This is a genomic window from Saccharopolyspora soli, assembly GCF_022678645.1.
In the GTDB taxonomy this organism is placed as follows: domain Bacteria; phylum Actinomycetota; class Actinomycetes; order Mycobacteriales; family Pseudonocardiaceae; genus Saccharopolyspora; species Saccharopolyspora soli.
This window is the reverse complement of record NZ_JALBWV010000080.1, coordinates 13,496-35,085: the sequence shown is the minus strand read 5'-3', so window position 1 is coordinate 35,085 and position 21,590 is coordinate 13,496. Positions and strand designations below refer to the sequence as shown.

Sequence of the window (21,590 nt, the reverse complement as noted above, 5' to 3'; positions counted from 1 at the left end):
GTCAACCTCAGTCCTCCTCAACCGCACCTCAGGGGACTGTGACGCAAGCCAGCCACGAGAAACCACGCAACGGGAGATTCGGGCTGCACGCAACCACCACTGTGAATCGCGGAGAGGCGGTACTGACCAGTCATGAGCGAAACCAGCACGATGCGCGCCATCAGCCAAGACGTCCTCGGCGGCCCCGAGGTGCTGCGAGAAGTGGAACTGGAACGGCCAGCACCGGGGCCGAGCGAAGTGCTGATCCAGGTGCACGCGGCCGGGCTCAACCCGACCGACTGGAAGCACCGAGCCAATCGGTTGTTCCTCGGGGAACCGCCGTACGTGCTGGGCTGGGACGTCTCCGGCGTCGTCGAGGCGGTCGGGCTGGGCGTCACCCTGCACAAACCGGGCGACGAGGTCTTCGGGATGCTGCCCTACCCGCACGGCGCGGGCTCGCACGCCGAGTACGTCACCGGCCCCGCCCGCGCATTCGTGCCCAAGCCGTCCAATGTGGATCATGTGCAGGCGGGCGCTATCCCGCTTGCCGCCCTGACCGCCTGGCAAGCCTTGGTCGACACCGCGCGGCTGCAAGCTGGGCAGCGGGTCCTGATCCACGCCGCGGCCGGTGGCGTCGGTCACCTGGCGGTGCAGATCGCCAAAGCGCGTGGCGCGTACGTGATCGGCACGGCCAGCGCGGGCAAGCACGAATTCCTGCGCGGTCTGGGGGCCGACGAGCTGATCGACTACCGGGAGGTCGATTTCGCGACAGCTGTCAGCGATGTCGATGTCGTGTTGGATACCATCGCGGGCGACTATCGGAGCCGCTCACTGCGCACCCTCCGGCGAGGCGGCGTACTGGTGTCGATCCTGCCGTACGGACGGGAAGAAACCGCCGCCGAAGCGGATCGACTCGGAGTGCGTGCGGAGTTGCTGATCGTCGAGGCAGACCAGGCGGGTATGAGAGCCATCCGCGAACTGGTCGAAGCGGGTCTCCTGCGTGCGGAGATCGCGGGTGTGTTCCCGTTGGCGGAGGCAGCCAAGGCGCACGCGCTCGGCGAAACCGGCCGTACCACCGGGAAGCTGGTGCTCGCTGTGCGGTGAGCGGCTCATCCCACGGAAAGCCGTTGGCGGGTCTCGGCAACCCGCGGCGACCACGGAGCCAACTCCTCGGCCTTCGCCAAGGCGACTCGTGCGGCGGCGTTGTCGTGGCACGCCATGTGCGCACGGGCGAGGGTGGCGAAGTCGTCGGCGCGCGACAGCGGGGAGTGGTTGTACTCGGCGCCGGTGGTGGCGAAGCGGACCGCGTTGTCCGCATCACCTTCGATCAGTGCGAGCAGTCCGTTCGCGCCGCTGAGCTCGAATTCGGGGTAGCCGAGCTGGATGGCGTCGTTGAGCGCCTTCTTGGCCGTCGGCAGCAGGGTTTCCGCGGGCAACTGCCCGGCTTCCACGGCCTTGAAACCGAGACCCGCCAACCCGGCCAGCAGGTAGGACATCTTGCGAGGTGGGACGTCGTCGTTCTCCGCCAGGTACTTCAGCAGCAGCATGACACCTGGCGCGTACTCGCCACGTGACTCCAACACGGCGATCTGGCACGACACCGTCGCGTTCAAACCGGGATACCGCACGGCCAGTTCGTCGGCCTGGACCTGCGCGCGCTCGATATCTCCCTCGCGCAACGCCTCGTACACGCGGGCGGCCAGCGGAGCGGCCACGAACTCGGCGCGCTCGGAATCGGGCAGGCGGGGCAAAGCGAACAGCAGCCAACCGGTCGAGGTGGTCAGCGGAACCCGCTTCGGCCACAGCTTGTAGAGCATGAGCGGGGTCACGGCGAGCACGAAACCACGGCCGAACGGCCCGTCGGCGAGCAACCAGCCGACCACGACCACCGCGACCCCCACCAGCGCCGACAACAGCCCTGCCAACCAGCAGCGCAGGATCACCGGAGAACGCCAAGGGCCGATCTGGCAGCGCAGCGTGACCGGTAGCGAGCGAAGGGTGAACGTGACGCGGCCGAGCTTCCACGCGGCGACTTCACGCATCGCGCCGAAGATCACGTGCCGAACGCGCAGCCCGAAAACCACCGAACCCACCAGCAACCCGAGCTGGGTCGCCATGGGCAGCAAGATCACCCCGACCACGGCGCCCAGCCAACCGATGGCGACGCCAGCGGCGCCGGTGCCCGCGACCTGCTCCACGGCAGCCACCGCGACGCCGCCCACAACACCGGTCACGACCCAAGGGCGGAACAAAAGACTCTGAGCTCGCACAAACCTGGAAGCGTACGGGACACGGCGTGGGCCAATACCCGCTTTCCACCAAGCCCCGCCCCCACCAGCCCGAGGCGGCGGATGCGAGCAAGGGAACCTTCCTGTCACCAAGACCACTGCGGGTCAGGCCCCTGACATGAGGAAGGGAACCTTCCTGTCAACCGACGGGGCTTTACCGGCGTCGGAGGGTGCGGAAGGGAACCTTCCTGTCACTGAGGCGCGGGCGACATCGGCGGTGGCGTGAGGAAGGGAACCTTCCTGTCAACGTGCGGCCACACCATTCGGCGGGCTCGGCGGATCGCGGCAAGGGAACCTTCCTGTCAGGAGTGACCGGAAGGTTCCCTCGGTTCGGGTTGGTGCGCCAGAGGTTAGGCGGCTGATGTGACTGGGAGGCCAGCCGCTTTCCAGGCTCGGAATCCGCCTGCGAGGTCGGTTGCTCGGGCGAGTCCGAGTTCCTGTGCTTGGGCCGCGGCGAGGCTGGAGGCGTAGCCCTCGTTGCACACCAGGATGATCGGGCGATCGGGCTGCAGGCCGTCCAACCGGTGGCTACCGGCTGGGTCCAGTCGCCACTCCAGCACGATTCGCTCGACCGTCAGCGCGCCCGGGATCTCGCCTTCGGCGAGCCGGTCGGACTGCGGCCTGATGTCGATGATCAGACCGCCCTGCCGTTGCAATGCCAGGGCTTCTTGCGGCGAGACCCGCGTGAGCTTCGCCCGTGATTCCGCCAGCAGGTGCTCGATGCCGAACGGACCACTCGTGACGCTGCCTTGCCGTTGGATCGGGACTTCGGTCATCCGAGCTCCTTGGGCTGCGCTGCTTGCGCTCGTTGCGGTGGGATCGGCGGCACGTCGGCCAAGTCCGAGTAGTAGCGAACTGGCAGCAGCGGCGGCGAATACGCGTGCACGCTCGCCGAATTCACCGAGCTGACATTGCGGACCTGGTGCGCCCGGCCGCTGCCGAATCCGATGCGCGAGCCGACGTCGTGATGCGTGGTGCGCACCGGGCCAGCGGGGTAGCGGTAGTCCTCGCGGAGTGCGCCGAACAGCACCGAGAACGAGCCGGAAGCGCCGCCGTGCTCGTGCGGTTCGGTGCCCTGGCCGGGCGCCCAGGACAGCAACCAGAGCTCGACGCCCGCGGTGAGCCCGAGCTTGGCCCACCAGCGGTTTTCGTCGTCGACGCGGACGATGTCGAGCAGCCGTCCGGTGAGTTCGGAGGCGACCAAGCCGGTGAGGTCACGCAGCTCTCGCGGTGTCCACAACAGATGGTCGGGGCGGATCAGGTCGTGCAGCAGCGGGATGTCGAGTCGGGGGTGCAGCTCGACCGCACCCGGTTCCGGGAGCGGTTCGGTCGGGGAGTATTCGGACAGGTGGGGCGATCGCTTGTCCTCGGGTGGATGCTGTCGCACAGCGCTCATGCGTGTCTCCAGTTCGTTCTTGCGGTGAGCACGGCGCGACAGGCACACCCGGCTGAACGTGGTGGGGTGTGGTCGGTGGACGGATTCGTCGTGCCGCGCGATGAGGGCCTGGAAGTGCGGTCGGAAGGGACCGCTTCAGCGACAGGCAGAAGCGACGACCCGGAACAGGTCGATCACGCGATCGCGGGTGAGCAACGAATCGGACACGCCAGCGATCGTGGCACGGGCTCGGTGAACGTGCCAGCACGAATGTGGTCGTCCCGGTATCTGGAATGGGCGGTCGGGCGTTGCGTCGCGGATCACCCAGCCGGGCGAGCGCTGAGTGCTCCCGGCCGCAGCTGCCGCAGTTGGAGACGGAACAATGGGTTGCGGAGGGGACCTGCCGGTACCTGCGGCGGTCCGGACGGAGACGAACCGTTTGCGCGATGCCGCGCCGTTGCGGTCAGTCACGGCTGGGAGGTAGACGTGGACGACCTGGTCATCCGGATGGATGGCGTCGGTGTCCGGCGGGGTAAGACCACGCTGGTGGCCGACGTGAACTGGTCGGTGGAGCTCGACGAGCGCTGGGTGGTGCTAGGCCCGAACGGAGCGGGCAAGACGACCCTGCTCAAGATGGCCAGCACCGAGATGCACCCGAGCGGCGGCACCGTCGATGTGCTCGGCGAGCGGCTCGGCCAGACCAACGTGTTCGATCTCCGGCCCCGCATCGGCCTGTGCTCCGCGGCGTTGGCCGCTCGCATTCCCGGCGACGAACTGGTCCGCGACGTCGTGGTCAGCGCTGGATACTCGGTGCTCGGCCGGTGGCGTGAGGAATACGACACGCTGGACACCGACCGCGCGGCGGAACTGCTCGAAATGCTCGGGGTGGCGCACCTGGCTGATCGCCAGTACGCGACGTTGTCCGAAGGGGAACGCAAGCGCACCACCATCGCGCGGGCCCTGATGACTGACCCGGAACTGCTGTTGCTGGACGAACCTGCTGCCGGGCTCGACCTGGGTGGCCGGGAGGACCTGGTGGCGCGGTTGTCCGCGCTGGCCATGGACCCGGACGCGCCAGCATCGGTGCTGGTCACCCACCACGTCGAAGAGATCCCGCCAGGTTTCACCCACGCGCTGCTGCTGCGCGAAGGGCACATCGTCGCGCAGGGGCTGCTTGACGATGTGCTCACCGAGGACAACCTGTCGAAGACCTTCGACCAGGACCTGGAATTGCAGCGCAGCGGTGCGCGGTACTTCGCGCGGCGGCGTGGCTGAGACCTCGCCGGTGAAGCGGCGCGACAGCTAGACCCCGGCTCGCAACTGATCACGCCGCGGATTTCTGCCTCCGTCCACTGGTGTTCGCTGCGAGGACCGCCCTGACGTGGTGTATTGGGCGTGTTTGGTGCTGGGACCGCACCCCGAGGAGCGGTCTTCCGAAGTTCCGTTATCCGCACCGCCACGCAAAACGAGTTCCGGAACGCGCGCTGAGATCCGTGGCACAGCAGTCGTCGGGGCGCGGCGCGATAGCCTCCGGCATGGTGGCGGTTCGACGAGGAGGTTGCTGCGTGGGCGAGTTCGTCAGGTTTGAGGTGGACGGTGCGATCGGGACGATCCGGCTGGATCGGCCGCCGATGAACGCGCTGAACCGGCAGATCGAGATCGAGCTGCGCGAAACGGCCATCGAGGCCGCCGAGCGCGCCGATGTTCGCGCCGTGATCGTCTACGGCGGTGAAAAGGTCTTCGCGGCAGGCGCGGACATCAAGGAAATGGCCGAGATGTCCTACACCGACATGGCTCGCAAGGAAGAGCGCGGCCTGTCGGACGCGATGAGCCAGATCGCCGCGATTCCGAAGCCGACCGTGGCCGCCTTGACCGGGTACGCCCTCGGCGGCGGCTTCGAATTGGCGCTGAGCTGCGATCGGCGCATCGCCGGGGACAACGTCAAGGTCGGCCAACCGGAGATCCTGCTGGGTGTGATCCCCGGTGCGGGCGGTACGCAGCGCCTGGCTCGCCTGATCGGGCCCAGCAAGGCGAAGGACATCATCTACACCGGACGCTTCGTCGATGCGCGGGAAGCGCTGTCGCTGGGCATGATCGACGAGGTCGTCGCGCCTGATGAGGTGTACGCGGCAGCGCGGCGCTGGGCCGAGCAGTTCACCGGCGGTGCGGCCCGTGCGCTGGCTGCGGCCAAGGCGGCGATCGACGGCGGGCTGGACCTCGACCTGGACAACGGCTTGAAGCTGGAGACCCACCTGTTCGCGGGCACCTTCGCGACCGAGGACCAGAAGATCGGAATGCGTTCGTTCATCGAGAACGGTCCGGGGAAGGCGAAGTTCACCGGCAACTGACCCCGGTGAGCCCGGACGGAACGCGTCGTGACCGATCGACCCGGCCAGCCATCCGGTGGATCGGCGCATCGGTTCGCCGATCGCGGAACGCGTTTCGACCGGCGGTGTTGAGGGACTCTGGTGGGATACACCTTCGATCTTGAGGACGTGGTTTTCCTGCGCTCGACGGTGGGCCGCGATGCGGTCGCCGAGCTGTCCGGGCTCGCATTGACCACGTCGACGCGACTCAGCGACGTCGCTGCCGCCCGCAAGCTCGTCGGCGAGCGGTTCGCCGCTGCCGCACTGGAAACGGCCGTGCTGCGGCGTCGCGCGCAGTCCAAACTGGACGATTGTGCCGATTGGCTGTTCACCGACTCGGCGTTGCAGCAGGCGACGGCGAGCGTGGTGGCACAGCACCGCGCCGGACGACTGGCCGGGCGCGACGTGCACGACGTGACTTGTTCCATCGGCGCGGACCTGGTGGCGTTGACCGCTGTTGCGGCCCGTTGCGTGGGTTCCGATCTCGATCGGGTTCGGCTGTCGATGGCGCGGCACAACCTCGCGGCCGCCGGACGGTCGGCTGCGCTGGTCGAGGCTGACGCGCTGCGTCCGGTGACCAGGGGCGCAGCTGTGGTCGCGGATCCGGCGCGCCGGGACGACACCGGTCGGCGGCGCTGGTGTCCGGCCGACCTCGTCCCGCCGCTGGACGAACTGCTCGACGTGTACGCCCACCGCGATCTGGTGGTGAAGTCCGCTCCAGGGCTCGATTTCGCGGCGGTTCCGGAGGACGCCGAAGTCGAAGTGGTGTCGCTGGCCGGGCAGGTCAGGGAGGCCGGGCTGTGGTTCGGCGAGCTGGCCGACCGCCGGGTTCGACGGCGGGCGACGGTGCTCCGGCCGGACGGCGCTGGCTGGACGATCACGGATGCCGAGCCGGACGACTGCCCGGTCAGCGAGGTTCGGCAGTGGATCCTCGACCCGGACGGTGCTGTGGTGCGTGCCGGGCTCGTGCGGCATTACGCCGTGCGACACGGGCTGGCTCAGCTCGATCCGCACATCGCCTACCTGACTGGCGACGAACCGCCCCCTGGGATCCGCGCCTTCCGGGTTTTCGAGCACGCCCGGTACAGCGAGAAGGCGCTGCGCGCGCAGCTGCGCCGCCACGAGGTGGGGCGACTGGAGATCCTGGTCCGCGGCCTCGACGTGGATCCGGATGCGCTGCGTCGTCGACTCAAGCTGAAGGGTGCGCGGGAAGCGACCGTGGTGTTGGCGAGAGTCGGCGATGCGGCGATGGCATATCTGTGCCATGCCGAGCGCACCTGAGCGGGTGTCTTCGACGCGGCGTAGCTGCTTGGCCCACGCTCGCGGCTGGCTCCGCCGCAGGTTCTTCGGCGTGATGTCAGGATGACCGCTCCGACGTGGTGTTTTGGACGTACTTGGGTCGGGGACCCCGAAACGAGACGGCATCTGCGGTTGCGCTACGCGCATTGCGGCGCAACATGGGCCCGACGCCCACCGCGTTCTGTGAGCAGGGCGAAAACCAGCGGCAGGACCTGTGGGGCTTTCTCTATGCTTGGTAGGAGTATGGGTACGTCGTCTGTGAAAACCCCGCTCGTCGACCTGCGGGAACGCTTGCCCGAGCTGATGCTGCACGACCAGCGTCGGCTGCGCCGTCGCATCGAGGGCGCAAGCAAGATCCGTGACCCGGCGGCGCTGCAGGCGGTGACGACCGAGATCGCCGACGAAGTCGAGGCCGCGGAGCGCCGGATCGAGCGTCGGCGCGGCAACGTACCCGAGATCAGGTACCCGGAACAGCTGCCGGTCAGCCAACGCCGGGACGAGTTGCTCGCCGCTATCCGCGATCACCAGGTCGTCATCGTCGCTGGTGAGACGGGTTCCGGAAAGACCACTCAGCTGCCGAAGATGTGCCTGGAGCTGGGCCGCGGGATCCAGGGCATGATCGGCCACACCCAGCCCCGGCGGCTGGCTGCGCGCACCGTCGCCGAACGCGTCGCCGAGGAACTCGACACCGAGCTCGGCAGCGCTATCGGATACCAGGTGCGCTTCACCGAGCGGGCCGGTACCGAAACGCTCGTCAAACTGATGACCGACGGCATCCTGCTGGCCGAGATCCAGCACGATCGGCTGCTGCGGCGCTACGACACCCTGATCATCGACGAGGCGCACGAGCGCAGCCTGAACATCGACTTCATCCTCGGCTACGTCAAGCAACTGCTGCCCCGCCGCCCCGACCTCAAGGTGATCATCACCTCGGCCACCATCGACCCGGAGCGCTTCTCGCGGCACTTCGACGACGCACCCGTGATCGAGGTTTCCGGGCGCATGTATCCCGTCGAGGTGCGCTACCGCCCGCTGCTCGACGACTCGGACGACACCGAGGACGTGGTGCGCGACCAGACGCAGGCCATCTGCGATGCGGTCGACGAGCTGTGCGCGGACGGACCGGGGGACATCCTGGTGTTCCTCAGCGGCGAACGGGAGATCCGGGACACCGCCGACGCGTTGCAGCAGCAGAACCTCTCCAACACCGAGGTTCTGCCGTTGTACGCGCGGCTGACAGCGGCTGAACAGCACCGCGTGTTCCAGTCGCACACCGGTCGGCGGATCGTGTTGTCCACCAACGTGGCCGAGACCTCGCTGACCGTCCCAGGCATCAAGTACGTCATCGATCCGGGCACCGCGCGCATCTCCCGGTACAGCTTCCGGACGAAGGTGCAGCGGCTGCCCATCGAGCCGATCTCCCAGGCATCGGCGAACCAGCGCAAGGGACGGTGCGGCCGGGTCTCCGAAGGCATCTGCATCCGGCTGTACTCCGAGCAGGACTTCTCGTCGCGCCCCGAGTTCACCGATCCGGAAATCCTGCGCACCCACCTGGCCTCGGTCATCCTGCAGATGACCTCGCTGGGGTTGGGCGAGATCGAATTCTTCCCGTTCTTGGAACCACCGGACCGCCGCCAGATCACCGACGGCATCAACCTGCTGCACGAGTTGGGCGCACTCGACCGGTCGAAGGTCGAGCTGCACAAGCGGCTGACCCCGATCGGTCGCAAGCTCGCGCAGCTGCCCATCGATCCCCGCCTGGCGCGGATGGTGCTCGAAGCGGAACGCAACGGGTGCGTGGGCGAGGTGCTCGTCATCGTCGCGGCACTGTCCATTCAGGACCCCCGAGAACGGCCGACGGACAAGCAGCAGGCGGCCGACCAGAAGCACGCGCGCTTCATCGACAAGGACGCCGAGTCCGATTTCCTCACCTACCTCAGCCTGTGGCGGTACCTGCGCGGCCAGCAGAAGGAACTGTCGTCCAACCAGTTCCGGAAGCTGTGCCGAACCGACTTCCTCAACTACCTGCGGGTCCGCGAGTGGCAGGACCTCTACGGCCAGCTGCGGCAAATGGTCAAGTCGATGGGCATGACGCTCGGCGACCAGCAGGCCGATTCGGCGCGGATCCACCAGTCCGTGCTTTCCGGGCTGCTGTCGCACATCGGCCTCAAGGACGTCGAGAAGAAATCGGGCCCGCCCGGCCGCGGCGCGAACGAGTACCAGGGCGCGCGCAACGCCCGATTCGCGGTGTTCCCGGGATCGTCGCTGTTCAAGAAGCCGCCGCGCTGGGTGATGGCGGCGGAACTGGTGGAAACCTCCCGTCTCTGGGCGCGCATCGCCGCCCGCATCGAACCGGACTGGGTGGAGAGACTCGCGCAGCACCTGGTCAAGCGCAACTACAGCGAGCCGCATTGGGAGAAGGACCGCGCGGCGGTGGTCGCCGCTGAGCGGGTCACCCTCTACGGCGTTCCGCTGGTGGTCGGCCGCAAGGTCAACTACGGGCGGATCGACCAGGAGCTGAGTCGGGAGCTGTTCATCCGGCACGCGCTGGTGGAGGGCGACTGGGACACCCGGCACGCGTTCTTCCACGAGAACCGCGCGATGCTCGACGAGGTCGAGGACCTGGAGGAGCGGGCCCGACGGCGCGACATCCTGGTCGATGACGAGACGCTCTTCGAGTTCTACGACCAGCGCATCGGCGCTGACGTGGTGTCCGGCAGGCACTTCGACGCGTGGTGGAAGCAGGCCCGCCGAGAGCAGCCCGATCTGCTCAACTTCGAGAAGTCGATGTTGATCAACCAGGAGTCGGTGGCGGTCAGCGACCGGGACTACCCCGACTTCTGGATGCAGGCCGGGCACCGGCTGCCGCTTTCCTACCAGTTCGAGCCGGGCGCGGACGCGGACGGCGTGACCGTGCACATCCCGCTGCCGGTGCTCAACCAGATCCAGCCGGACGGCTTCGACTGGCAGATCCCAGGGCTGCGCGAGGAACTCGTGACGGCGCTGTTGAAGTCGCTGCCGAAACCCGTGCGCCGCAACTTCGTTCCGGTGCCGGACTTCGCCAAGGCGGTGCTGTCCCGGCTGCCTGCGCCGGACGGACCGCTGTTGGACAGCCTGCAGCAGCAACTCCGGAACATGACCGGAGTCGTGGTGCCGCACGCCGAGTGGGACCTCGACCGGGTCCCGGACCACCTGAAGATGACCTTCCGGGTGGTGGACGACGACGGCGGCAAGCTCGCCGAGTCCAAGGACCTGGAGTCGCTCAAGCAGCGGTTGAAACCGAAGCTGCGCGCGGAGATCTCCGCTGCCGCCGACGACATCGAGAAGCGCGGGTTGCGCTCCTGGAACTTCGGTTCGCTGCCGCGCACCTTCGAGCAGCAGCGCTCGGGGCACGCGGTGAAGGCGTACCCGGCGCTGGTGGACGACGGTGACAGCGTCGCGGTGCGGGTGTTCGACACGGCGGAGGAACAGCAGCGGGCGCTTTGGGACGGCACGCGTCGGCTCTTGCTGTTGAACCTCCCGTCGCCGGTGAAGTCCATCCAGCGCGGGATGAACGGCACCACCCGGCTCGTGTTCAGCGGCAGCCGGTACGGCGACCTCACCGCGCTGTTGGAGGACTGCGTCAGCTGTGCGGTCGACAAGCTGGTGGTGGACAACGGCGGACCGGTGTGGGAAGAAGCGGCCTTCGCCGCTCTCCAGGACAAGGTTCGAGCGCAATTGGGTGCGGTCACCGTCGCCGCGGTGTCCGAAGTGGAGCGGATCCTGGTGGCGGCGCAGCGCGTCGAGGCGATCCTGGCGGACCGGCCCAAGGGGCTGCCCGCTGATGCCGTCGCGGACATCCAGACCCAGCTCCGCGGCCTGCTCTATCCCGGATTCGTGACCGGCACCGGCTTCGCTCGACTGTCCGATGTGGCGCGTTATCTGCGCGCGATCGAGCAACGGCTGGACAAGCTCCAGCACCACCCGCAGCGCGACCGGGACTGGATGTACCAGGTGGACGAAGTCGAGCAGCGCTATCGGAACTTGCTGGCCGGGGTGCCCCAGGGCCGCTCGCCGAGCGAGTCGTTGCGGCGGATCGGGTGGATGATCGAGGAATTGCGGGTGAGCTTGTTCGCGCAGTCGCTCGGGACCGCGCAGCCGGTGTCGGTGAAACGCATCCACCGCGCGATGGACAAGCTGGCCGACTGATCCGATGCTCGTCGCCAGTGCCGACGAGTCGAGCAGTTGTCCGAGTGCGGTCGTGGTCTGCATGGCTGTTCCTCCGGATCGGGTTTGCTGATGAGTGGGCGAGCACCACTCGGCGCGATGGCCGATGTGCTTGGAAATTCGATGTCCTGCGAAACGCCAACATCGAGTATTCTTGCTCGAACACGCGTTCGCATCACTCAACAGGGTGGAACCGGAGGAGAAGCTGCGGACTCGGCCGGTGAATTCGACCGCGGGCCGAAAGTCCGCTGGGCAGAACGAAAACACCGCAGCTGCCGAACTTCCGACGTTGTTCGCGGAGATCGGTACCGCGGTGCGCGGGCGTGCTGCTCAGGCGGGGGAGACGGTCACGCCGAGGGCGCCCGGCCCGGCGTGGGCGCCCAAGATCGCGCTGGTCTCCTCCAGGACGACGCGTCGGATCTGGGGCAGTTGGGAACGCAGGTCGGTGAGCACGCGATGGGCTCGATCGGCGAACTGGAAGTGTTCGACGCCGACGTCGACCGGGCCGTTGCCAGCCCGCTGCACCGCGCTCGTGACGGCCTTCTTGAGTGCTCGGTCCGGGCCGATGCCCCTCGCCAACTGGTCGATGATGCCTTCCTTGAGGATCAGCACCGGTTTGATCGACAGCGTCTGGCCGAGCCACGCCTGGGCGCGCCCGATCCGACCGCCGCGCCGGAGGTACTCCAAGGTATCCACGTAGAGCAGTTGCGTCGTGCTGCGCAGGCGCCGGTCCAGCACGTTCATCACGCCTTGCGCCGTCGCTCCGGTGGCTGCTGCCTCGGCTGCGGCGATTACCGGGAAGCCGAGGCCCAGGCCGACTATTCGGGAGTCGACCACGTAGACCGGCACGCCGACCTCGGCGGCCGCGATCCGGGCGGATTCGCAGGTGCGGGACAAGCCCTCGGAAATGTGGATCGAGATGACCGCCTCGACACCCGCGGCCGCGGCGTCGGTGTAGTTCCAGAAGAAGGCCGGTGGTGGCGGCTCGCCGGTTTCCACCGGGACACCGTCGCGCATGGCCTGAGCCAACCTGGGGTGTGGCACTCGACGTTCGTCGTTGTACTCGTCGCCGACCTTCAGCTCCAACTGGACGATGGAGATGCCCAGTTGTTGGGCGACGTCGAGCGGAATGGAAGCCGTCGAGTCCGTCACGATGGCGACGCGTTGCCTCATGCGGTCAGGCTACTAATTAGTAAAGAGTCTTCATATCCGCCCCGGCGGGTGCCTTGTTCGCGCAGTGCGTCGGATTCGTCCCGGAAAAGGTGAGTACTGTCACGAGTGGTCCCTGGTTGCGCCGGTGCTACCGACTAGTAACATACCGGGTGGTTGGCGTCACTGTGCTTTTCAAACAGTGGCATGGCAAGGTCAACCTGCCCGGACCGCTACCGCGCCGGGTCCGCAAGCACAGCCGCTGGAGGACCAGCGCGCATCGTCTGTCCGCAGGAGGTCGGAGAGGGCCCATGAACATCGTCGTCCTGGTTAAGCAGGTGCCCGACACGTATTCCGAGCGGAAGCTTTCTGCCGCGGATCACACGTTGGATCGCGAGTCGGCGGATGCGGTGCTGGATGAGATCAACGAGCGCGCCGTCGAGGAAGCGCTGTTGATCAAGGAGGCTCAGGGCGGCGAGGTGACCGTCGTGTGCATGGGCCCGGAGCGCGCTTCGGATGCGATTCGCAAGGCGTTGTCGATGGGTGCGGACAAAGCGGTGCACCTGTCGGATGAGGCGTTGCACGGTACGGACGCGCCGTCGACGGCGAAGGCGTTGGCGAAGGTAGTCGGCACCATCGAGTCGGTGGATCTGGTGATCGCGGGCAACGAGGCCACGGATGGTCGTACCGGCGCGGTGCCCGCGATGGTTGCCGAGGTGCTGGGCTGGCCGCAGCTGACCTTCGCCCGCAAGGTCACCACCGATGGTTCGACGGTGCAGATCGAGCGGGAGACCGACGCGGGGATCCTGAACGTCGAAGCGGAACTGCCCGCGGTGGTGTCGGTTACCGAGAAGATCAACGAGCCGCGCTACCCGTCGTTCAAGGGGATCATGGCGGCGAAGAAGAAGCCGGTGACCGTGCTTTCCCTGGCCGATGCCGGGATTGATGCCGTTGAGGTCGGGCTGGCGAACGCGGCTTCGCAGGTGGTGGCCTCGGCGCCCAAGCCGCCGAAGTCCGGTGGTGTGAAGGTCACCGACGAGGGCGAGGGCGGCGTGGCGGTCGCCGAGTTCCTGGCTGGCGAGAAGCTGCTGTAGAAGCTGTTCACGTTTGGTGCGAGGAGGCGTAATTCATGGCTGAGGTTCTGGTCCTCGTCGATCACGTGGACGGCGAGGTCAAGAAGGTCACGTTCGAGTTGTTGACCGCGGCGCGCCGGTTGGGCGAGCCGTCGGCGGTGGTGGTGGGCGAGCCGGGCACGGCGGGCAAGTTGACCGAGGCGCTGGGCGCCTACGGTGCGGCGAAGGTGTACGCGGCGGAGTCGGTCGAGGCGGGTTCCTTCCTGGTGACTCCGCAGGTCGACGTGCTGGCCAACCTGGTGGACTCGGCGTCCCCGGCGGCGGTCCTGGTGCCTGCGTCGATCGACGGCAAGGAGATCGCCGGTCGGTTGGCGATCCGGTTGGGTTCGGGTCTGTTGTCGGAGGTCGTGGACCTGGATGCCGACGGGGTCGGGGCGCACTCGCTGTTCGGTGGTGCCTACGACGCCAAGGCCAAGGTCACCAAGGGCGTTCCGGTGATCACGGTGCTGCCGGGTGCGATCGAACCGGAGCAGGCCGCGGGTGCGGCTGCGGTGGAAGCCGTCGAGGTACCGGCCGCGTCCGGTGCGAAGATCACCGGTCGGCAGCCCGCGGAGGCCGGGGACCGTCCGGAGCTGACCGAGGCCAGCGTGGTGGTCTCCGGTGGCCGAGGCGTTGGCAGCGCCGAGAACTTCGAGGTCGTGGAGAAGCTGGCCGACGCGCTGGGCGCTGCGGTGGGTGCTTCCCGGGCGGCGGTGGACTCGGGCTACTACCCCCACCAGTTCCAGGTGGGGCAGACCGGTAAGACCGTTTCGCCGCAGCTGTACATCGCGTTGGGCATCTCGGGCGCGATCCAGCACCGGGCCGGGATGCAGACCTCGAAGACGATCGTGGCGGTGAACAAGGACGCCGAGGCGCCGATCTTCGAGATCGCCGACTTCGGCGTGGTCGGTGACCTGTTCAAGGTCGCCCCGCAACTCACCGAGGAGATCAGCAAGCGCAAGGGCTGAGTCCTCGCTGATCTGAGCAGGCGGCGGGCCGCGCAAGCCGCGGCCCGCCGTGGCGTGTCAGCTGGCGCGGGCTTCGTCGCGGCCCCGGCAGGCGAGTTGGTCGGCGCGCTCGTTGTCCGGGTGGCCGTTGTGCCCCTTCACCCATTCCCACTGCACATCGCCGTGGCGAAGGCACTCCGCGTCCAGGCGTTGCCACAGTTCGGCGTTCTTGACCGGCTGCTTGGCCGACGTCAGCCAACCGTTGCGCTTCCAGCCGTGCATCCACTGCGTGATGCCTTTGAGCACGTAGGTGCTGTCGGTGTAGATGCGCACGACCGGCATCGGCCGGGTCAACGCGGCCAAGCCCTCGATGACCGCCGTGAGCTCCATCTTGTTGTTCGTCGTCGCGGCGTCCTTGCCGTAGAGCTCGCGCTCGTGGTCGCCGTAGCGCAGCACGACGCCCCAGCCACCAGGGCCGGGGTTTCCGCTGCATGCGCCATCGGTGTAGAGGTCGACGAGGTCGGTCGTTGGCTGCATGCCTCGGAATCTAGCCGTCGCCGGAGGACGCCCGATCCGGCGGTGGTGACAGGAAGGTTCCCTTGCTCGCAGCGGGACCGGCGCGTTCAGCTGTGTTGGGTTCGCGGATGGTTCAGCGACGTGCAGGTTCATCGGCGCTGGGATCAGAGGCCCTCTTGCACGTAGCGTGGATTGGCGTGCGTGGTGCTGGGGCTCGTGAGCGGTTGTTCCGGTACATAGCGGTCTTTTCGCTCACGAGCACTTGCTGTCGAGCCGGATCTGCCCTGGCCGTCTAGGAAGGTGACGGTCTCGGCGAGCGGGGCTCGGGCGATGCGGGCGTAACTCGTGGTGGTGTCCTCGAATCCGATCGACATGCCGCAGAACAGGACAAGCCCATCCGGCGGTGACACGACCTCCGCGACGGTCCTGCGGTACATCGACCACGCCATCTGCGGGCAGCTGTGCAGTCCCTCAGCGCGCAGCAGCAACATGACGGTCTGCAGGTACATGCCGATATCCGCCCACTGGGCCGTCCCCATACCTCGGTCGATGTAGCTGAACAGGGCGGCGGGTGCGCCGAAGCAGTCCCAGTTCGCCGTGACCGCCTTCTCGCGTGCCTGCTTGTCCTCGCGGGCGATCCCGAGTGCGGCGTAGCGCTGTTCGGCGGCGCCGAATCGGCGCTCGCGGTAGGGGGACGTCAGTTCGGGCGGATACATCTGGTACTCGCGCTCGTCCCCGGGATCTCCTGCGGCCACCCGCTCGGCGGTGCGCTCCTTCAATTCGGCCAGCGGCGCATCGGTCAGCACGTAGGTGTGCCACGGCTGGAGGTTCGCCCCGGACGGCGCCCTGGCGGCGGTGCGAAGCACCCGCTCAAGCGCCTCCCTCGGGACCGGTTCGCCGCTGAACCCGCGCACCGCCCGTCGGCTCGCAACCGCCTCGTAGACGTCCAAGAACAACTACCTCCTACCCAGGGCGCACCGCGCGTGCGGCCTACCCGCCGTGTTGGGCTGGTCTACTGTGTTGACGGTTGGTGTCGGGGGAAGGTGACCGGTGAGCGAGCACGACAGGCTTGCGGACCGCTTCCAGGCGCATCGCGACCACGGAGCTCGCCCGGCAGCGCCACGTGATCGAGGCATTCCTCGCCGCCGCGCGGGCTGACGACGTCGAGGCGGTGCTCGCGGTGTTGGCTCCCGATGTTGTGCGGCGGGCCGACCCGGCGGGCCGGGCCACCGAGGTTCGCGGCGCGCGGTGACAGGAAGGTTCCCTTGCACGCGCGGTCGAGGTGGGCAACGGAAATTCGGGTGCGGTGGTTGGTGGCTGCTGGCATGCTCGGTGGGCGTGCGTATCTTGTTCACCGCCGCGCCCGGTTATGGGCTGATGTTGCCGATCGTTCCGCTGGTGTGGGCTGCGCGGGCGGCTGGGCACGAGGTCTTGGTGGCCACCACTTCCGAGATGACCGACGTCGGTGCGCGGGCTGGGCTTCCGATGGTGGACGTTTTCCCGGCGCACGACGTGTGGGACGAGTTGGTGCGCGGCGTGACTTCGGGTGCGGAGTCTCCTGAGTTGGCCCGGATCATCGCCGCGGACGGGATGTCGGAGGCGTACGAGAAGGCGTCGCAGGCGGGCGGCCCCTTCGGCCTGTTCACCTTGACCATGACCGAAGGCAGCATCGAGGCCGGTCGGGCGTTCGGCGCGGACCTCGTCGTGCACACCACCGACCACACCGCCGGTCGGTTGACGGCCGCGGCGCTGGGAGTTCCATTGTTGGAGGTGGGCAACCGGGTCTCCTGGTCGGCGCGGGACGCGGATTTCCGCTGGGGCCAGGATTTCTACGGCGACGACGAGATCACCCTCGCACTGCGGGCCAAGTTGGGCATTCCCGAGGGTCCGCCGCGGTTGCTCGCGCGGATCGATCCGCGGGCACCCAGCATGGGCGGGTTGATCGGCGAGGAGTCGGATCCGCGGGATGGTGTTCCGTGGTGGTCGATGCGGTTCGTGCCGTTCAACGGTGGCGCCGTGGTTCCCGAATGGGCTTTGCGGCAGGGGGAACGGCCTCGGATCGGGGTCACGCTCGGCACCGTGGTGCCGATCATGGCTGGGATCAGCAGCCTGTCCGTGGTGATCGAGGCGCTGGACGGGTTGGACGTGGAGGTGGTCCTGGCCGCTGGGGAGACGGATCTGGCCGAACTCGGTGAGCTTCCGGCGAACGTGCGCTCCGTCGGGTTCCTGCCGCTTTCGACGTTCCTGCCGACTTCGTCGCTGCTGGTCCACCACGGCGGCTCCGGCACCACTGCCGCGCCGCTGCACTACGGTGTTCCGCAGCTGGTCCTGCCCTCCTTCGCGGACAACCCGATGTCGGCGCAGCGGGTCGTGGAGCGGGGTGTGGGCCTCTCCCACAATCCGACCACAGTGGACGCTGCGACGGTTCGGGAAGTGATCGAACGGTTGCTCACCGAGCCCGCGTTCCGCGCAGCCGCACGTGAAGTGAGCGCCGAGATGGCCACCCAGCCCAGTCCCGCGTCGGTCATCGAGCGCGTGACCGAACTCGTCAGCCGTTGATCTCCTGCGGATGGGTGCAGGGCGTGATTGGTTGTTCTGGTAAGAACGGGGATTTTCACACCCGAGCACGTGTCGATCGCGGGTTTCAACGGCCGCGGGTTCGTTGCTCGGCGTCGTAGTCCTGGCGAGCGCGCTCGACCCAGTCCGCGCCGGGCTGCGTCCTGGTTCGCTGATCTCGTGCTCCACACGCGGTAGTAGGTGCGCACGACGAGGCCGTCGCGTTCCAGTTCCACCGCTCGTTCGGGGGTGTCCCAGACCGCCGTTCGGTGCAGTCGTCGGGCTCCGCACCAGGGATTCACCCAAAGTTCCTGCTCCGTGTCATCTGCTGGTGTGTTGGGCGTTCGCTGCGCGGCGATACACCTGCGGCATGTCCGAGACGCAGCTGCTGGCCAGCGCCGCGCCGAGCGCGGCGGCCGACGCCCACTACTCGCTGCTGGTCGCCCGAGACTCCGACGAAGTGCACGCCGCGCAACGCCTGCGCTACCAGGTGTTCGCCGAGGAGATGGGGGCCGCGGTCACCGGTCGGGAGTTCGGGGTCGACCGGGATTCCTTCGACGAGCACTGCGACCACCTGATCGTTCGGGACGACCGCACCGGTGCGGTCGTCGGGACCTACCGGATGCTGCCGCCGGATCGGGCGAAGGCCGCCGGAATGCTCTATTCGGAAACCGAATTCGACCTGTCGGCGCTCGACTCGTTGCGTCCGGCCCTGGTGGAGACCGGGCGTTCGTGCGTGCACCGCGATCACCGCAACGGTGCCGTGGTCAGTCTGGTGTGGACGGGCATCGCGCGGTACATGCTGTTGCACGGCCACACCATGCTCGCGGGTTGCGCCTCGGTGTCGCTGGCTGACGGAGGCGTGCAGGCGTCGCACGTGTGGAACACGGTGTCGACCAAGCACTACGCGCCGGAGGAGCACCGGGTGCGTCCGTACCGGCCTTGGGAGCCTTTCGAGGTCGCGGGCCGTGCGGTGATCCCGCCGCTGCTCAAGGGATATCTGCGGCTGGGTGCGCAGGTGTGCGGCAGGCCCGCGCACGATCCGGATTTCGGGGTGGCCGACTACTTCGTGCTCCTGGACCTCAACCGCGCCGATCAACGCTACCTGCGCTTCTTCCTGGGCGATTCGGCATGAACCACGCGTGGATGCCGGTGTCGCCGTGCGGGCCGGAATGCTTGCCACCGCGTGACGAACGATCGGAAGTCGGTTTGCCTCGGGTCGTGCTGCGGCTGAGCGGGACCGCTGCGCTGTTGCTGATCGGGTGCGTTCTCGTGCTGGCGCTGTCGATGTTGCGGGCGGCTTGGCGGCAACGGGCCATGGCGCTGTGGTTCCGGATGCTGTTGCGGGCCTTGGGAATCCGCATCGCGATCGAGGGGCGGATGCCGCCCGGCGGTGCGCTGGTGGTCAGCAATCACGTGTCGTGGTTGGACATCGTTGCGCTCCAGGTGCTTCGCCCGATGCGGATGTTGGCCAAGGTCGAGGTCCGGTCCTGGCCGCTGCTGGGCCCGCTGGCCGGACGTGTCGGCACCGTGTACATCGACCGCGACCGGCTCTCGGCGCTGCCCGACGCGGTGCGCACGATCGCCGACGAGTTGCGCGCCGGGGCTGTGATCGGTGCGTTCCCGGAGGGGACGACCTGGTGCGGGCGGGCTTCCGGTCGCTTCCGGCCTGCTGTTTTCCAGGCCGCCATCGACGCTGGTGCGCGGATGCAGCCGGTCGCGTTGCGGTTCCGGACCGCGGCCGGAGAACCCACCACCGCAGCGGCTTTCCTGGGTGACGCCACGCTGGTCGACTCGGTGCTCGCGGTGGCCCGGATGCGGGGTCTGGCGGTGGAGTTGGTGGTGCTGCCCGAGCTGATCGGCACCGACCGCCGGGAACTGGCCAGACGTGCGCAGCACGCGGTGCAGACGTCGACGGGGTCGACCTGCGGGCACGGCAATCCTGCCGAACACCGGTTCCAGCGCAGCCTCGCGGCCTGAGCCCGTGGTGGCATCACCGGGGATCAATGCCGATCCCCAGGGCGCGCCTCCGAGGTGCAAAGCCGGTCGGTCTTCCCGCGTCAAAGCGTTCGTAGCCCTCTGACCAGCTGAGATACGTCGAAGTCATTGCTTCGGGGGCGGTGCGTCGGCCGGTCGGGATCCCGGCGTCGCGCGGTGGCCGCGCTCTCGGATGAGAGCCGCGGGCGACGACTGCCACCGGGCTATCTCGCCAGGCCAGCTGCGGGGTAGGTGTCGCAATTTCTCGCGAAATTGCGAACCACCGCTTGGTGGGGACGGGGCATGCGGAAAGGGGCTGGTGGCGCGTCGGGGGTTCCGCTACCCGCACCGCCACGCAAGCCAGTCCGCGGCTAAATCACTGGACTTGGACCGGGGTGAAGGTTGCAGGCTGGTCGGGTGGCCACTGCTGAGAAGTCCCGAAGCGCTCTGTGGAATCCCCAACGTCGCACTTTCACCGGCGGACTGATTCTGGTCATCACCCTCGTCGCGTTCGAGGCGATGGGGCTGGGCACCGCGTTGCCCACGATCGTCGCCGAACTCGATGCGCAGCGCTGGTATTCCTGGCCGTTCACGGTCTTCCTGGCGGCCAGTGCGATCGGCACGGTGATCGGCGGGCGGCAGTCGGATCGGCGCGGGCCCGCGCTTCCGCTGCTGCTCGCTTTGCCGACGTTCGCCGTCGGGCTGGTCATCGCGGCCGCCGCGCCCAACATCCTGGTCTTGCTCGCCGCTCGGGTGCTGCAGGGACTGGGCGGCGGGGTGCTCATCGTCGCCTTGTACGTGATGATCGCCAGGGTCTATCCGGAGGAGCACCGGCCAGCGGCATTCGGCGCGCTGTCTTCGGCATGGGTGGTGCCTGCGCTGGTGGGGCCGGTGATCGCGGGCTTGCTCACCGAACACGCGAGCTGGCGGTGGGTGTTCCTCGGACTCGCTCCGCTGGTGTGCATCGGCACGGCGATGCTGATCCCGACCGTGCGCCGGTTCGGCGCGCGGTCCGGCGAACCTTCGCCGCTGCGGCGCGGGCTGCCGCTGGCGGCACTCGGGGCTGCTGGCGGCGTGGTGGCGTTGAGCTTCGCGGCGCAGAACCTTTCGTGGTCGTCGCTGGTCCTGGGCTTGGTCGCGATAGCGGTGCTCGTCCCGTCTATTCGCCTGCTGCTGCCCAAGGGCACGCTGCTCGCGCGTTCTGGGCTTCCGGTGATGGTGCTCGCACGCGGGTTGCTCGCCGGGCTGTTCTTCACCGCGCAGGCGTTCGTGCCACTGACGCTGTCAGTGGTGCACCACTACTCGCCGACAGCCGCAGGTGTGCCGCTGACCGTTGGATCGCTCGGGTGGACCGTTGGCGCGCTGTGGCAGAGCAGGCAGCGGAAGTTCCGCCGCGAGTACCTGGTCGCAACCGGGTCGCTGCTGGTCGGGGCGGGGATAGCCGGGCTCTCGCTGGCCTTGCCCGAGTGGGGACCGCACTGGTTGGTGTTCGCGTGCTGGTTCGTCGCGGGCACGGGGATGGGCATCGGGGTGGCCAGCACAGCGGTGCGGGTGCTCGCGCTGTCGGCGGAGCACGAACGCGGCTTCAACTCGGCGGCGCTGCAGATCTCCGACATGCTCGGCCAGGCCGCGCTGGTCGGACTGGGCGGCGTTGTGGTCAGTGCGCTGGCCACGCCCACCGCCCCGACCAGGGGCGTCGTGCCACTGGATCTCGCGCTGCTGGTCGGCGCCTTGCTGGCGGCTTGGCTGCTCATCCGCGCGGGCCGCGATCAGACGTCCTGACCTGCGCCTTCCGCCGGAGGTGCGGGGTGGGCACCGGC

General features: G+C 68.0%; 18 protein-coding genes. 12 read left to right on the top strand and 6 right to left on the bottom strand.

Translation table 11 applies throughout. The annotated features are described in order from the left end of the window. The first annotated feature begins 150 nt into the window (after nt 1-150). On the top strand, nt 151-1,083 hold the full coding sequence (locus MOQ72_RS38255; RefSeq protein ID WP_242190823.1) for an NADP-dependent oxidoreductase: 933 nt from the start codon (nt 151-153) through the stop codon (nt 1,081-1,083). A 5-nt stretch (nt 1,084-1,088) separates the two neighbouring features. Here the strand turns inward: MOQ72_RS38255 and MOQ72_RS38250 are convergent, their stop codons facing one another. From MOQ72_RS38250 to MOQ72_RS38240, 3 genes are all read right to left on the bottom strand, one after another. Further along, nucleotides 1,089-2,213: a hypothetical protein gene (locus tag MOQ72_RS38250; protein WP_242190820.1), complete on the bottom strand. Its 1,125-nt coding sequence runs from the start codon at nt 2,211-2,213 to the stop codon at nt 1,089-1,091. A gap of 404 nt (nt 2,214-2,617) precedes the next feature. Continuing rightward, nucleotides 2,618-3,043, bottom strand: coding sequence for a rhodanese-like domain-containing protein (locus tag MOQ72_RS38245; RefSeq protein WP_242190819.1), 426 nt, complete (start codon nt 3,041-3,043; stop codon nt 2,618-2,620). After that, nucleotides 3,040-3,663: a cysteine dioxygenase gene (locus tag MOQ72_RS38240; protein WP_242190818.1), complete on the bottom strand. Its 624-nt coding sequence runs from the start codon at nt 3,661-3,663 to the stop codon at nt 3,040-3,042. The genes MOQ72_RS38245 and MOQ72_RS38240 overlap by 4 nt, the downstream gene beginning before the upstream one ends. A 486-nt stretch (nt 3,664-4,149) precedes the next feature. Between MOQ72_RS38240 and MOQ72_RS38235 the strand changes: the two genes are divergently transcribed. The 4 genes from MOQ72_RS38235 (at nt 4,150) to hrpA (ending at nt 11,495) form a co-directional block, all read left to right on the top strand. Further along, entirely contained in the window at nt 4,150-4,917 is a 768-nt protein-coding gene (locus MOQ72_RS38235; RefSeq protein WP_242190822.1) for an ABC transporter ATP-binding protein, read from the top strand. A 290-nt stretch (nt 4,918-5,207) separates the two neighbouring features. Then, nucleotides 5,208-5,990 (top strand): enoyl-CoA hydratase/isomerase family protein, encoded by a 783-nt coding sequence (locus tag MOQ72_RS38230; RefSeq protein ID WP_242190817.1) that lies wholly within the window; start codon nt 5,208-5,210, stop codon nt 5,988-5,990. Between the two features lie 120 nt (nt 5,991-6,110). Continuing rightward, nucleotides 6,111-7,289, top strand: coding sequence for a THUMP-like domain-containing protein (locus MOQ72_RS38225; RefSeq protein WP_242190816.1), 1,179 nt, complete (start codon nt 6,111-6,113; stop codon nt 7,287-7,289). A 261-nt stretch (nt 7,290-7,550) separates the two neighbouring features. Continuing rightward, a complete protein-coding gene (hrpA, locus tag MOQ72_RS38220) occupies nt 7,551-11,495 on the top strand; it encodes an ATP-dependent RNA helicase HrpA (protein WP_277955294.1) in 3,945 nt (1,314 codons plus the stop codon). 348 nt (nt 11,496-11,843) lie between these two features. Here the strand turns inward: hrpA and MOQ72_RS38215 are convergent, their stop codons facing one another. Beyond that, entirely contained in the window at nt 11,844-12,686 is an 843-nt protein-coding gene (locus MOQ72_RS38215) for a DegV family protein (RefSeq protein WP_242190815.1), read from the bottom strand. A 287-nt stretch (nt 12,687-12,973) separates the two neighbouring features. On the opposite strand from MOQ72_RS38215, the gene MOQ72_RS38210 reads away from it, so the two are divergent. Together MOQ72_RS38210 and MOQ72_RS38205 are read left to right on the top strand one after the other, a co-directional pair. Beyond that, on the top strand, nt 12,974-13,756 hold the full coding sequence (locus tag MOQ72_RS38210) for an electron transfer flavoprotein subunit beta/FixA family protein (RefSeq protein WP_242190814.1): 783 nt from the start codon (nt 12,974-12,976) through the stop codon (nt 13,754-13,756). A gap of 35 nt (nt 13,757-13,791) precedes the next feature. Further along, entirely contained in the window at nt 13,792-14,742 is a 951-nt protein-coding gene (locus MOQ72_RS38205) for an electron transfer flavoprotein subunit alpha/FixB family protein (RefSeq protein WP_242190813.1), read from the top strand. 57 nt (nt 14,743-14,799) lie between these two features. Here the strand turns inward: MOQ72_RS38205 and rnhA are convergent, their stop codons facing one another. After that, a complete protein-coding gene (gene rnhA / locus MOQ72_RS38200) occupies nt 14,800-15,258 on the bottom strand; it encodes a ribonuclease HI (protein ID WP_242190812.1) in 459 nt (152 codons plus the stop codon). Nucleotides 15,259-15,401: 143 nt separating this feature from the next. Further along, entirely contained in the window at nt 15,402-16,187 is a 786-nt protein-coding gene (locus MOQ72_RS38195) for a nitroreductase (RefSeq protein ID WP_242190811.1), read from the bottom strand. 119 nt (nt 16,188-16,306) lie between these two features. On the opposite strand from MOQ72_RS38195, the gene MOQ72_RS44905 reads away from it, so the two are divergent. The 5 genes from MOQ72_RS44905 (at nt 16,307) to MOQ72_RS38170 (ending at nt 21,552) form a co-directional block, all read left to right on the top strand. Further along, the gene (locus tag MOQ72_RS44905) at nt 16,307-16,489 is read left to right on the top strand and encodes a hypothetical protein (protein ID WP_277955293.1); all 183 of its coding nucleotides are present in this window, start codon (nt 16,307-16,309) and stop codon (nt 16,487-16,489) included. A gap of 86 nt (nt 16,490-16,575) precedes the next feature. Continuing rightward, complete coding sequence (locus MOQ72_RS38185) at nt 16,576-17,796, top strand: glycosyltransferase (RefSeq protein WP_242190810.1); 1,221 nt, start codon at nt 16,576-16,578, stop codon at nt 17,794-17,796. 367 nt (nt 17,797-18,163) lie between these two features. Then, the gene (locus MOQ72_RS38180) at nt 18,164-18,928 is read left to right on the top strand and encodes a GNAT family N-acetyltransferase (protein ID WP_242190809.1); all 765 of its coding nucleotides are present in this window, start codon (nt 18,164-18,166) and stop codon (nt 18,926-18,928) included. A gap of 86 nt (nt 18,929-19,014) precedes the next feature. Beyond that, nucleotides 19,015-19,773 (top strand): lysophospholipid acyltransferase family protein, encoded by a 759-nt coding sequence (locus MOQ72_RS38175; protein ID WP_242190808.1) that lies wholly within the window; start codon nt 19,015-19,017, stop codon nt 19,771-19,773. 414 nt (nt 19,774-20,187) lie between these two features. Continuing rightward, nucleotides 20,188-21,552 (top strand): MFS transporter, encoded by a 1,365-nt coding sequence (locus MOQ72_RS38170; protein ID WP_242190807.1) that lies wholly within the window; start codon nt 20,188-20,190, stop codon nt 21,550-21,552. The last annotated feature ends 38 nt before the right edge of the window (nt 21,553-21,590 follow it).

Bases quoted from the DNA above. Each gene is read 5' to 3' on its own strand.
- hrpA (WP_277955294.1), top strand. From the start codon at position 7,551: ATGGGTACGTCGTCTGTGAAAACCCCGCTCGTCGACCTGCGGGAACGC.
- MOQ72_RS38245 (WP_242190819.1), bottom strand. From the start codon at position 3,043: ATGACCGAAGTCCCGATCCAACGGCAAGGCAGCGTCACGAGTGGTCCG.
- MOQ72_RS38240 (WP_242190818.1), bottom strand. From the start codon at position 3,663: ATGAGCGCTGTGCGACAGCATCCACCCGAGGACAAGCGATCGCCCCAC.
- MOQ72_RS38205 (WP_242190813.1), top strand. From the start codon at position 13,792: ATGGCTGAGGTTCTGGTCCTCGTCGATCACGTGGACGGCGAGGTCAAG.
- MOQ72_RS38255 (WP_242190823.1), top strand. From the start codon at position 151: ATGCGCGCCATCAGCCAAGACGTCCTCGGCGGCCCCGAGGTGCTGCGA.
- MOQ72_RS38215 (WP_242190815.1), bottom strand. From the start codon at position 12,686: ATGAGGCAACGCGTCGCCATCGTGACGGACTCGACGGCTTCCATTCCG.
- rnhA (WP_242190812.1), bottom strand. From the start codon at position 15,258: ATGCAGCCAACGACCGACCTCGTCGACCTCTACACCGATGGCGCATGC.
- MOQ72_RS38210 (WP_242190814.1), top strand. From the start codon at position 12,974: ATGAACATCGTCGTCCTGGTTAAGCAGGTGCCCGACACGTATTCCGAG.
- MOQ72_RS38180 (WP_242190809.1), top strand. From the start codon at position 18,164: ATGTCCGAGACGCAGCTGCTGGCCAGCGCCGCGCCGAGCGCGGCGGCC.
- MOQ72_RS38235 (WP_242190822.1), top strand. From the start codon at position 4,150: ATGGATGGCGTCGGTGTCCGGCGGGGTAAGACCACGCTGGTGGCCGAC.